This is a genomic window from Flavobacterium sp. ALJ2, from assembly GCF_015594725.1.
In the GTDB taxonomy this organism is placed as follows: Bacteria; Bacteroidota; Bacteroidia; order Flavobacteriales; family Flavobacteriaceae; genus Flavobacterium.
Window position 1 is genome coordinate 51,549 of sequence record NZ_JADNRC010000006.1, and the last position, 12,815, is coordinate 64,363.

Annotated in this window: 10 protein-coding genes; 4 read left to right on the forward strand and 6 right to left on the reverse strand. The window is 33.5% G+C overall.

Going from position 1 to position 12,815, the window contains the following annotated elements:
* Positions 1–87 precede the first annotated feature (87 nt).
* The gene (locus IUY40_RS08375; RefSeq protein WP_195736418.1) at positions 88–2,304 is read left to right on the forward strand and encodes a glycoside hydrolase family 3 C-terminal domain-containing protein; all 2,217 of its coding nucleotides are present in this window, start codon (positions 88–90) and stop codon (positions 2,302–2,304) included.
* 326 nt (positions 2,305–2,630) lie between these two features.
* On the forward strand, positions 2,631–4,097 hold the full coding sequence (locus IUY40_RS08380; protein ID WP_195736419.1) for a DUF1254 domain-containing protein: 1,467 nt from the start codon (positions 2,631–2,633) through the stop codon (positions 4,095–4,097).
* A 136-nt stretch (positions 4,098–4,233) separates the two neighbouring features.
* On the opposite strand, the gene IUY40_RS08385 is transcribed toward IUY40_RS08380, so the two are convergent.
* Both IUY40_RS08385 and IUY40_RS08390 read right to left on the reverse strand, forming a co-directional pair.
* A complete protein-coding gene (locus IUY40_RS08385; protein ID WP_195736420.1) occupies positions 4,234–4,434 on the reverse strand; it encodes a hypothetical protein in 201 nt (66 codons plus the stop codon).
* Between the two features lie 25 nt (positions 4,435–4,459).
* A complete protein-coding gene (locus tag IUY40_RS08390) occupies positions 4,460–4,690 on the reverse strand; it encodes a DUF4287 domain-containing protein (protein ID WP_195736421.1) in 231 nt (76 codons plus the stop codon).
* Between the two features lie 416 nt (positions 4,691–5,106).
* Here IUY40_RS08390 and IUY40_RS08395 point away from each other — a divergent pair, with 416 nt between their 5' ends.
* The gene (locus tag IUY40_RS08395; protein ID WP_195736422.1) at positions 5,107–7,365 is read left to right on the forward strand and encodes an acyl-CoA dehydrogenase; all 2,259 of its coding nucleotides are present in this window, start codon (positions 5,107–5,109) and stop codon (positions 7,363–7,365) included.
* 366 nt (positions 7,366–7,731) lie between these two features.
* Here the strand turns inward: IUY40_RS08395 and IUY40_RS08400 are convergent, their stop codons facing one another.
* Positions 7,732–9,153 carry a PLP-dependent aminotransferase family protein gene (locus tag IUY40_RS08400; protein ID WP_195736423.1) on the reverse strand — a complete coding sequence of 474 codons (1,422 nt, stop codon included), beginning with the start codon at positions 9,151–9,153 and terminating at the stop codon, positions 7,732–7,734.
* 103 nt (positions 9,154–9,256) lie between these two features.
* On the opposite strand from IUY40_RS08400, the gene IUY40_RS08405 reads away from it, so the two are divergent.
* Positions 9,257–10,171: an EamA family transporter gene (locus tag IUY40_RS08405; RefSeq protein WP_195736424.1), complete on the forward strand. Its 915-nt coding sequence runs from the start codon at positions 9,257–9,259 to the stop codon at positions 10,169–10,171.
* Between the two features lie 256 nt (positions 10,172–10,427).
* Here the strand turns inward: IUY40_RS08405 and IUY40_RS08410 are convergent, their stop codons facing one another.
* The 3 genes from IUY40_RS08410 to IUY40_RS08420 all read right to left on the reverse strand — a co-directional run bounded on the left by IUY40_RS08410 (position 10,428) and on the right by IUY40_RS08420 (position 12,680).
* Positions 10,428–11,165, reverse strand: a complete 738-nt coding sequence (locus IUY40_RS08410; protein WP_229335466.1) for a DsbA family oxidoreductase — start codon at positions 11,163–11,165, stop codon at positions 10,428–10,430.
* Between the two features lie 96 nt (positions 11,166–11,261).
* Positions 11,262–12,368, reverse strand: a complete 1,107-nt coding sequence (locus IUY40_RS08415) for an NADH:flavin oxidoreductase (protein WP_195736425.1) — start codon at positions 12,366–12,368, stop codon at positions 11,262–11,264.
* 12 nt (positions 12,369–12,380) lie between these two features.
* On the reverse strand, positions 12,381–12,680 hold the full coding sequence (locus tag IUY40_RS08420) for a metalloregulator ArsR/SmtB family transcription factor (RefSeq protein WP_195736426.1): 300 nt from the start codon (positions 12,678–12,680) through the stop codon (positions 12,381–12,383).
* Positions 12,681–12,815: the final 135 nt, after the last annotated feature.

A 12,815-nucleotide genomic window follows, 5' to 3' on the forward strand; every position in this document is an offset into this window, starting at 1 on the left:
AATATAATTACATGGATTTTACTTAAGATTAAGTAAGATTTAAATTTTGTCTTTATATTAAAATAAATTATTAATAAATAAGTAGTTATGTTTAGAAATATTAAAACAGTTGTTGTTTTGCTCTTATTGGGTTCATTCGGAATGAATGCACAAAATAAAGTACCGGTTTATTTAGATGATAAAAAGCCAATTCAAGAACGTGTCGAAGATGCACTTGCACGAATGACAGTAGAAGAAAAAGTGGCAATGGTTCATGCACAATCAAAATTTAGTTCGCCTGGAGTAGCACGTTTAGGAATTCCTGAGTTCTGGATGACCGATGGGCCTCATGGTATTCGTCCAGAAGTTTTATGGGACGAATGGGATCAAGCAGGATGGACAAATGACTCATGTATTGCTTTCCCAGCACTTACAGCTCTTGCAGCAACTTGGAATAAAGAAATGTCTTCATTATACGGTAAATCAATAGGAGAGGAAGCACGTTACCGTAATAAAACAGTTTTATTAGGGCCAGGTGTAAATATTTACAGATCACCACTTAATGGACGTAACTTTGAATATATGGGAGAAGATCCATTTTTGGCTTCAAAAATGGTTGTACCATACATTAAAGGAGTGCAACAAAATGGTGTAGCAGCGTGTGTAAAGCATTTTGCATTGAATAATCAAGAAACAAATCGCCATACTGTAAATGTTAATGTAGATGATCGTGCTTTGTACGAGATTTATTTACCAGCATTTAAAGCAGCTGTTCAAGAAGGAGATGCTTGGACAATAATGGGATCTTATAACAAATATAAAGGACAGGCTAACTGCCATAATGAGTATTTGTTAAATGATATTCTTCGTGGAGAATGGGGTTTTAAAGGTGCTGTTGTTGCCGATTGGGGAGGTGTTAGCGATACACGCCAAGCAATTACAAATGGTCTTGACATGGAGTTTGGAACTTGGACAAATGGTTTATCAGCAGGAACAAGCAATGCATATGATAATTATTATTTGGCAAAACCATATTTAGACTTGATTAAATCAGGACAAGTAGGGACGAAAGAATTAGATCAAAAAGTACGTAACATACTTCGATTAGCATTCCTAACTACAATGGATAAAAACAGACCATATGGTTCGTTCGGAACAGAAGAGCATGGTCTTGCAGGTCGCAAAATTGCCGAAGAAGGAATTGTTTTATTGCAGAACAAAAATAACATATTGCCAATTAATCTTAATAAGACTAAGAAAATTGCTGTTATTGGAGAAAATGCAATCAAGATGATGACAGTAGGTGGAGGTAGTTCATCATTAAAAGCAAAATACGAAATTTCTCCACTTGATGGATTAAAGAAAAGAATAGGCACACAAGCAGAAGTTATTTATGCTCGTGGATATGTAGGAGATGCAGAAAGTAGCTATAACGGAGTAGCTTCTGGACAAAATTTAGCAGAGAAACGTTCAGCAGAACAATTATTAGCAGAAGCTATAGATGTGGCTAAAAAAGCTGATGTTGTATTGTTTATTGGAGGATTAAACAAAAGTAATTATCAAGATGCCGAAGGAGTAGATCGTTTGAGTTTAGAGCTTCCATATAATCAAGATAAAATTGTAACTGAATTGCTTAAAGCAAATAAAAATCTAGTATTTATAAATATCTCAGGAAATGCAGTAGCAATGCCATGGGTAAATGAAGTACCCGGAATTGTGCAAGGATGGTTTTTAGGATCAGAAACTGGTACTGCTTTGGCATCAGTTTTAGTTGGAGATACTAACCCTTCAGGAAAACTTCCGTTTACTTTCCCAGTAAAATTAAAAGATAACGGAGCACATGCTTTGGGAGAATTTCCAGGAAAAGAAGAAGTTACCTATAACGAAAGTATTTTTGTAGGATATCGTTGGGCAGATAAGCAAAAAGTAAAACCATTGTTCAGCTTTGGACACGGATTAAGCTATACTACTTTCCAATACGGAAAAGTTACTGCAGATGCAAAAACTATAACTGCTGCAGATAAAATTACATTTACTGTAAAAGTTAAAAATACAGGAACTAAAGATGGTTCAGAAATAGTTCAGTTATACATCAGTGATTTAAAATCTTCTTTACCACGTCCGATTAAAGAATTGAAAGGATTTGAAAAAGTAAATCTAAAAGTAGGAGAAGAAAAAACAGTTTCAATTACAATTGATAAAGCAGCTTTAAGCTTTTTCGATCCAGTTAAGCATGACTGGGTTGCAGAACCAGGTGACTTTGAAGCGTTAATTGGAGCTTCTTCGACAGATATTAAAACCAAAGTAAAGTTTGTATTAAAATAGTTAAATAAATTTTAAACAGACTTTTATAAAGATGCTTTTGAAGCTTTATAATTAGTGCTTCAATGGTTGGTTAGTTAGTTTGCAAAATCCCGATTATCTTTTGTGGTAATCGGGATTTTTTGCTTAAATTTACTATGTCAGTTTTGTTTTTAAAATAGTAGCAAACTTCATGTGTTTAGATAGATTAAAGTTATAAAGTAGGATTAATTATAAGGTGTAAGTGCTTAATGGTAGAGATAAACATAATATAAAAGAGTCTAATTGATTGTTCTTAAAATAGTTATTAATCGTAAAGTATCACTACTTTACATTTAAATTCAAAAAACATGAAGAACTTTATTCTAATAATTTTTATAATTTGCTTATTCACAGGTTGCAAAAAAGATCAAAAAAAAGTAACTAGTGAAAAAAAGGCAGCTATTGTAGACAATGATAGTACGATTATAAAAACAGCCGAAATGGCTTATTTGTATGGTTTGCCATTAGTATTAATGGATATTACCCGCAGACAATCAACCAATGTAGAAGAGGCGGGGAGTATGGCGGCGCCTATGAACCAGTTTGCTCATAAATCTACGTTTCCTGATGCAACTCTTAAAAATGGCACACAACTTAATGCCGACACCTATTACTCGTCAGCTTGGCTAGATTTAAGCAAAGAGCCTATGGTGCTTTCTGTTCCAGATACTTATGGAAGATATTATCAGCTTTCTATGCAAGATGCTTATACTAATGTATTTTCATCTTTAAATAAAAGAACCACAGGAACGGGAGCAGCAAATTTTTTAATTACAGGCCCAAAATCTACTGAGCCAGTTCCGATAGGAATGCAAGAAATTAAGTCTCCTACCAATATGGTACGTATTATTAACCAAATTCAAATGAATAGTTATGTTGATGGACTAAAAGTGTATAAGCTGCAACGACAATATAAATTAATTCCTTTGAGTGGTTGGGCTACAGATTATATTGCTCCAAAAGGTAAAATTGATTTATCGGTCCCTAAAGATTCGCCAAATGAAATTGTTTCGAAAATACCTATCGGAGAGTTTTTTAATTATGTAAATCAGTTAATGGCTAATAACCCGCCAAGCGATAAAGATGCTGAAACTATAAAAATGTTTGCTAGAATTGGAATTAAACCCGGAAGAAAATTTAGTTTAAGTACTTTTAATAGTTCAGTGCAATCAGTAGTAAGGGCACTTCCTGATAAAATGTTAGGAGCACTTAATAAAGAGATAACGACGCCTCCAAAACTAGAGAACGGATGGACTCCAATAGATTTAAAATTAGGAGCATTTGGAACTGATTATAAGCACAGAGCAATGATTTCATATAAAGGATTAGAAATTAATCTTCCTCAAGACATGATTAGTTCATCTTGTATTGTCGATGAAGGAGGTGACAAACTAAATGGTTCAAATAAATATATGATTCATTTTAATCAAGAAGAAATTCCATTAGCAAATGCTTTCTGGTCATTAACAGCCTATGATTCAAAGGGAGGATTTGTAGCCAATCCTATGAACCGTTTTTCGATAGGTAATCGTGATTCATTAATTAGAAATGCCGATGGTTCGATAGATATTTATTTTCAAAGATCATACCCAGGGAAAATTAGAGAAAACAATTGGTTACCAGTATCATCTGGAGATTTTAATATAGTATTACGAGTATATTCTCCAAAAGAACAAATGTTAAAAGGAAAATGGATCATCCCTTCAATTAAAAAAACAGTTCCAATTGTTCCAGTAACAGAAGCAGTACCAGTGACAGTAGCAACATCAGAATAATTTTAGTATAAATTATTTTAAAAACAAAAGAGACACTAAATTCAAAATAAATGAATGGTAGTGTCTCGGTGTTTTAATATCTTAAAGTATTTTGTAAAGTTTTGTAAAGAAAAATTTAGCTTTGAGTAACAGTAACCTACAAGCTTATTTGATAAATTCTAGATTCTTCCCCCCAAGGATGATGTCCTTGTCCGATATAATTAAAACCATATTTCTCATAAAAACTAACATGATCAGTACATAAGTGCAAGTTATTAAATCCTGCTTTTTTTGAATCATGTTTTGCTTTTTCAATTAATAATGATCCATACGAATTTCCTCCCTCGGTGTTTTTCATCTATAAAAACGGCAAAAACCCAAGTTTATTTACTATTCTCATCTTTAATCCCTTTGAGCAGAGCATAAATTGCCATTGCGTGCCCTTGTCCTAAATCAAAATCTTCTTTAAGCCAGTTTGTAATATCACCAGCTTTTATTTCAGGTTTAAGTTTTCCATTTAATGTAAAACCTTTTTGCTCAGCCAAAGTTCTAAATTCGGCAGGACCGTTGCCTGTTTTTTCTTTAATTGTTTTTAAGTATCCTTGAAATGACATAAAATGATGGTTTATTGGTTAGTATTAAATTTTATTTCAGAAAACAACTATAAAAATAAAGATTTTTATATTCTTAGTTTATTTAAAATAATAATTTCTCGTTTTAAAAATTATTATCTCGTTATGAATGAATTACCTTTTAACTCAGAAAGAGTTTGTAGTTTTACAGTAATTTACTAAAACAATAAACTGATAATGTATACTAAACTACTTGAGCTTGTCGCAGGGATTATTTCCTAACATACATCAAGTAGATTGCTCTGGTTATTACTGAATTTTGTATCAGAAATAATTAAAGAAACACAATTCTTTTGTTTATCTCGAATAGCATTTCATAAAAAACAATTGTGAGATTCTTAACGCACTTTAGTTAGTAAAATTCATTAATTTAACAAAAGTTAAAAATTAAGCTTACTATGGAAAACTCAAGACTCAAATCCTTTATACCTCTTTTTTACCTTGTTTGGTCAGATGACCTTTTAACACAAAAAGAGTTTGTAACCTTACAAGAATTTATTCGTTCACAAAATTGGCTTTCCAAAGAAGAACAAGAAGAGTTGCTTTCGAAAATAGATATTTCGATACCTCCTTCAAGAGAACAACTTACAAAATGGAAGGAAGACATTGAGAAAAGTATTAAGGACAAACAGTCTGTTAAATCTATATTTGACATTGTTGTTGCCCTTTCGGGAGATGATAAGAGTCTAAAGGAATTAGAACCAGTTTTTACAAAACTAGAAAATGATCTTGGTGTTTTTGGGGAAGAAGCTATTGGGGCTTTTAAAAAAAGAGCAACGTCATTTACTTCAAATTATAAAACGGAGAGCAATTTTGACGCCACAAAACTAACGGAGGTTCTTGATGGAGAACAAGCTTCAATCATAAAAAAAGTAAAATTGGTTATAAGCAAACCTGAATTTGCCTATGAAACGACAACAGATATTAATGTATATCGCGAAAAAGTATATGAATGGTGTAAAATCCTTGCTAAAGAAAACCTTGGCAATATGGCATATCCAAAGGAATATGGTGGAGGAGAAAACATAGCTGATTATTTTGCTATTATGGAAACACTAAGTTACCATGATTTAAGTTTAGTAATAAAATTTGGTGTGCAATTCGGACTTTGGGGGATGAGTGTACAATCGTTGGGAACAGAAAAGCATTATAGTAAATATCTGAGAGACATAGGTTCTCTTAAGTTGCCTGGTTGTTTCGCTATGACAGAAACGCATCATGGCTCGAATGTTAAGGGACTTGAAACTACTGCAACTTACAATCACAATAACAAAACATTTACTATTCATACACCAAATGTAAATGCGCAAAAAGAATATATTGGTAATGCAGCAGTACATGGGCAGATGGCAACTGTTTTTGCCAAATTGATAATTAATAATGTTGATTACGGCGTAAACGCATTTATCGTGCCTTTAAGAGATACAAATGGCAATACTGTAAAAGGAGTTGCTATTGGAGATTGCGGGCATAAAATGGGGCTAAACGGAGTAGATAATGGTACAATTAGTTTTGATAATGTAGTTATCTCAAAAGAGAATATGTTAGACAGATTTGCATCGGTCAACGAAAAAGGAGAATTCGAAAGTCCGATACCGAGTGATAACCGACGATTCTTTACTATGCTTGGAACTTTAGTTGGAGGTCGAATAGGAATTCCGCGTTCCGCATTGGCAGCAGCGAAATCAGGACTGGCAATCACAATTAGATACAGCGATCAACGCAGGCAATTTGGACCAGAAGGAGGTTCAGAAGTTCCTATTTTAAACTATCGCATGCATCAACGCAGATTGATTCCTCAACTAGCAAAAACCTATGCAGTGCATTTTGCTTTGCAATATCTTACCAATCGTTTTCTGAACAAGAAAGAATCTGAAATGCAGGAAATTGAAGCGTTTGCAGCTGGAATGAAATCTTACTCAACATGGAGTACGAGAGATATTTTACAAGAATGCCGTGAAGCATGTGGAGGGAAAGGATATTTGTCTGAAAATAGGATAGATGCGTTAAAAAATGATACCGAAATTTATACCACTTTTGAAGGAGATAATACCGTGTTAATGCAATTGGTAGCTAAAAATCGTTTATCTGAATTTAGAAAATCATTTGGCGAAATGGGAGCAATGGGAATTATTAATTATGTTTATGAAAATGCTAAAACAGTGCTTTCTGAGAAAAACCCAATTGCGACACGTAAAACAGATGAGGTTCATTTGCTGGATAATGAATTTCATTTGTTAGCATTTCAGCATCGAGAAAAAACAACATTGGCATCAGCTGCTAAGCGTATAAAAAAACTAATCGATAGCGGATTGGAGCCTTACGATGCATTTAATGTAGTGCAACACCAAATGATTGATGTAGCCCAAGCGTATCTGGAGCGAATCGTTTTAGAGCAGTTTCAAATTGCTGTAGAGTCTGTTAAAGATAAGAATGTTAAAAATATTCTATCAAAATTATGTCATTTGTATGCTCTTGCTCAAATAGAGAAGAATAAAGGCTGGTATCTTGAAGATGGATATATGGAAGCTGTTAAAACAAAGGCTATTCGTAAAATGGTTAATCAGCTTTGTTGGGATATCAGACCAGATGCGGTTTCGTTGGTAAATGCATTTGATATTCCTGAAAGTTGTCTCGCTGCACCAATTTTGAAGTAATTAATGATACGTTTTGTCATTGTGTAAAATTACATAAAGATTAATGTAGATTTTTTAGACACATTTGCCCTTCGCTTGAAGGGTAAATGTGTTTTTATATCTTATTTGGCTCAAAAGTTTATAACCTTTGTTACTTTACCACTTTTAGCCTTAATTAAAGTAATTCAAAAGTCTTGAGCTGTTCCTTTTAGTTTTTTGATGATTGCCATGTAAAGATTCTCAAAAATAGTTTGTCAAACAGGAACGACTATAGCTTGAAGTAATTGCATTAAATCATCGGCATGATTTGTCACTCTTTTTGTCTTTAGTACTTTTTCTTTTTTCTTTTAAATGGATGTTTGTATGTACTAAATATCATTTTTGAAATCACATCTTAGCAACCAGCATGCCCAGTGTTTGTATTGATTGTCGTAATTCATTGCTCCATGGTAATCCAAAACTTAAGCGCATGCAGTTAGAAAATTGGTCTTGAAATGTAAAGATACGACCTGGCGCTATGCTAATATTATGTTCCATTGCCAGATGATAAAAAACGGCTGCATCAATTTTTTTATCCAATTCCAGCCAAAGAAAAAAACCGCCTTGGGGCTGACTCACTTTGGTTCCTGCTGGAAAAGATTCCAGTATGGTATTGATGTAATTAATGCTGTTGTGATGCAAAATCTGGCGTATTTTACGAAGGTGATTTTCATATCTGCCATTTTTAAGAAAATCAGCAACTACTTCATGTGTTATAGTCGTAGATGACACAGTATGATAAAGCTTGGTGCGTAAGATTTCTTTTTTAAACTTTCCAGGCGAAACCCAACCCACCCGATAACCAGGAGCAAGAGATTTAGATACGGAGTTACAACAAAGTACAATGCCACTTTCGTCGTAGGTTTTACAATTAGTTGGTCTGCTTGTTCCAAAATACATATCGCCATAAATATCATCTTCGATAAGTGGTACATTGTAATGTTCCATTAACCGAACCACTTCTTTTTTGTGTTCTACAGGCATCATGCTTCCCGATGGGTTACTAAAGTTGCTTATTAATAAACAAAGAGTGATTTTTTTGGTTGAAAGTGCTTTTTTCAACGCATCAAGTTCTATTCCTGTGGTCATGTTGGTAGGTAATTCCATTATATATAGACCCAAGGATTTTGCCAGTTGCAAAATCCCAAAATATACAGGGCTTTCTGTGATAATTGTATCGCCAGGTTTGGTCAATGTCATTAAACAATGCGATATAGCTCCTATACAACCAGATGTTGTAATTACATCATCTTCGGTTAATGTACCGCCCCAAGTAAAGGACCATCTAGCAATTTCTTTTCTCAGGTTTAGATTTCCTTGTACTTCATCGTAGCAAGTACCACTATTAGGAGACTGTCGCATAGCTTGTATCATTCCTTTGTTCAATTTGGTAATAGGAAGTAATTCATTAGATGGAAAGCCTAAAGAAAGCATAGTCACGTTTTTATCCATCATGCTGCCATAAACAAGATCGATTAGATCTTCCCGTTCAATATTAGCACTGCTTATTATAGGTCTGCTTGGCGAAGGTTCAGGTATCATTCGTGATGAAATGTTACTTACATAATAACCAGATTGTGGTCTGGACTCTATAAGTGAACGGCTTTCCATCTCATAATATGCTTTGCTTACTGTGCTCATACTGTAACCAGTTTCTGCACAGACTTCTCGTATTGAAGGAAGTTTATCACCAACATTAAAAAGACCTGATTTTATTTGTTTTTCAATTCGGTCGGCAAATTGCATATATAAATAGTTGGAATTTTTCATTTTAAAATGATAACTGTTATGCTGCAATTTAATAAAACTGTATCTGTATTGCTATTTTATTTTCTAGAAATTTGCAGTATCACAAAAGGTAAATAAAGACCCCATGAAGAACACAAAATATTACTTGGCAGCCATTACTGCATATACAATCTGGGGCTTTTTCAGTCTAGTATTAAAACCAATACATTCCTATGCATCGCTGGACATTTTGTTTTATCGTGTTTTTAGTTGTAGTATATTATTGTTGCTGATAACTTTTCTTTTTAAAAGAAAAAGATTTAAAGAAGCTATTGCTACTTTTAAAGCATTGTCTCTAGAGAAAAAACGTAAAACTATTTTATTGAATATTGGAGGAAGCATTTTTTTGACTGCCAATTGGTTTACATTTATATATGTGATGAATCATGTGAGTGTTAAAGCAACATCACTTGCTTATTTAGTTTGCCCCATCTTAACGACTTTATTGGCCTATTTTATTTTGCACGAAAAACTAACGAAAACACAATGGATATCAGTTGGGTTGAGCATTACAGGCTGCCTACTTTTATCATATGCGAATATTATGGATATGTTTTTTAGTATAATTATAGGGTTAACCTATGCTTCGTATTTAGTCAGCCAAAGAGTTAATGTTGGTTTTGATAAATTTATTGTACTAACTTTTCACATCACTTTATCGGCGTTATTTTTATTGCCGTTTTTCCCTGCTTACAGCGGACCAGTTCCTACTGAATTTAAGTTTTATTTGTGTATCGAAATAATTGCACTTGGCTTTACTATTTTTCCATTATTATTGAATTTATTTGCTCTTACAGGGCTTAATTCATCTACAGTTGGAATGTTACTGAATATTAATCCAATGATTGCTTTTGGTTTAGCAACTTTTGTATATCATGAACAAAGTGGACCGTTACAGGTTTTATCATATGGCATTATTTTTATCTCAGTACTTATTTTTAATTCGCATCATCTTTTTAAAAATAAACAGAAGGCAATTTCAATGACGAAATGTAGTTGATTTATAAAACGATCAATTTCATTTTAGATAGTAATTTGTCGATACTCCAATTATATAATGGAATTGATGCCAATAGTAAAGAAGCAGCATTTGTAGTAAATATTCAGAATTTTATTGGAATGTAAATCTTAAAGTTAAAGATTTACTTTAGAATAATATCTTTAATGAGTTATATTGAATAGTATTACAATATTTATTAAATAATAAGTCTTCCGTTTTATCTTTAAAAACGGAAGACTTATTTGTATTATTTGATTTACATGCAATTTCCATCAGGAGTACAGGATTGGCCATCGATTATGTCTAATTTTGTAACTGGATTTTCTTTTCTCCATTCATCAAATGATTTCTCTAAGGTTTGCAAAAAAGTATCAGGAGATTGTGCTCCATTTATGGCATATTTACGATTAAACACAAAAAAGGGAACTCCATTTACACCAAGTTCTTGCGCTTCCTGAATATCACTTTTTACTTTGTCAGCATATTGGTTATCAGTCAAAGATTGTTTTACATCTTCGGCAGTTAAGCCGATATCTTTTCCTAATTCTTCTAAAACTTGTGCATCTCCAAAATTTTTTCCTTGAGTGAAATAAGCATAAAATAAACGTTCTTCGGCTTGATCTCCAAGCCCTTTTGTTTTGGCTAATTGTATCATTCGATGTGCATTGAATGAATTAGCAATAACGGCACTATCAAAGTTATATTCTAATCCTGCATTTTTTGCAGTTTGAACAACTCCTTGATGCATTCTTACTGAATCTTCATAACTAATGCCTTTTCTGTTAGCAAGGTATTGATAAACGTTTTCTTTTTGGTCAAATTGTTCTGGAATGTTTGGATCAAGTTGAAAACTCTTCCATACAATTTCGATGTCTTTATTATCAGCAAATTTGGTAAGTGCAGTTTCATAATTTCGTTTTCCAATGTAGCAAAACGGACACATGATGTCACTCCAAACTTCTACTTTCATTTTAGGTGTTCCTATTATTTCCATTGTGTTTTGTTTTTAGTTTTTAAAATTAGAAAGCTGATTACTTAAATGGGTGAAAGTAATCAGCTTTCGTAAGAAACGTGTACAGGTTTCTGTAATTTATTGGATAACTAATTGAGCTAATGCATCTTTAGTAAAACCTTTTAGTTCTTCAGTTTTACCATTTTTAATTTTAGCAACCCAATTTGGATCTGAAAGTAATGGTCTTCCAACTGCTACTAGATCAAAATCACCTCTATCCATACGTCTTGTTAGTTCATCTAGTGATGTTGGTTGTGAACTCTCGCCTGCAAATGCACCAAAGAAATCACTTGAAAGACCAACTGAACCTACTGTAATTGTAGGTTTTCCTGTAATTTTTTTTGCCCATCCCGCAAAGTTTAAATCGCTGCCTTCAAATTCTGGTTCCCAGAAACGACGTTGTGAACAATGTAAAATGTCTACACCAGCATCTACTAGAGGAACAAGCCAAGCTTCCATTTCTAGAGCATTTTTTGCTAACTTATAAGTGTAATCTGCTGGTTTAAACTGTGAAAGTCTGATGATTATTGCAAAATCTTCTCCTACTTGTTTTCTTACTTCTTTAATGACTTCTACAGCAAAACGGGTACGTTCAGCAAGAGTTTTACCTCCGTAAGCATCGGTTCTATGATTAGTTGCATCCCAAAAAAACTGGTCTATAAGATAATCATGGGCTCCGTGAATTTCGATACAATCAAAACCTAATCTTTTGGCATCAGCTGCAGCTTGACCAAAGGCAAGAATTGTATCTTCGATATCTTTTGTTGTCATGGTTGTTCCATTGCTAAAACCTGGTCGGTTTAATCCCGATGGGCCTTCAAATGGTACAGGAGGAACCCATCCTGAGTGGTGATTATCCATGATGCCCATATGCCAAATTTGTGGACCCATTTGTCCGCCAACAGTATGAACTTTATCTATTACTTTTTTCCAGCCTGCCAATGCTTCCTCACCGTGAAAGTGAGGCACGTTAGCATCATTTGAGGATGAAGGTCTGTTTATAACAGTTCCTTCTGATAAAATTAAACCAACTTCGCCTTCGGCTCTTTTTTGGTAATATTTTGCTACTTCGTCTGTAGGGATTCCGTTAGGAGAAAATGAACGCGTCATAGGCGCCATTACAATTCTATTTTTAAGATTTAGCGTCTTTAATTTAAAAGGCGTAAATAAACTATCTGTACTCATATTAATTCTTTTTTATAAATTCGATTCAATTATTTTACTTAATTCAACAAATGCTTTTTCATTGCGTTTGTAATAGGTCCATTGTCCAACTCGGGTTGACTCTATGAATCCTGCGCGTTGTAGAATAGATAAATATTCAGAAACTGTCGATTGTGTAAGTCCTGATTTGGCTTGTATTTCTCCCACACATACACCATGTTTAAAGCCACAAGATTGTTGCTTCGGAAAGTTAATTTCAGGTTCTTTTAGCCATTCCAACATAAGTAGTCGGGACTTGTTTGATAATGCTTTAAATATTTCGATATGTTCCATAGCACAAAGATATCGACTTTTTCCGATATGTCAATATTGTGAAATATATTTAGGAAAAATTTATGATAGGGAAGGGGGAAACTATTTGGAAACTAGAGTTGTAATTAGCTATTTAATGCTTTTTTTTTAGTGTTG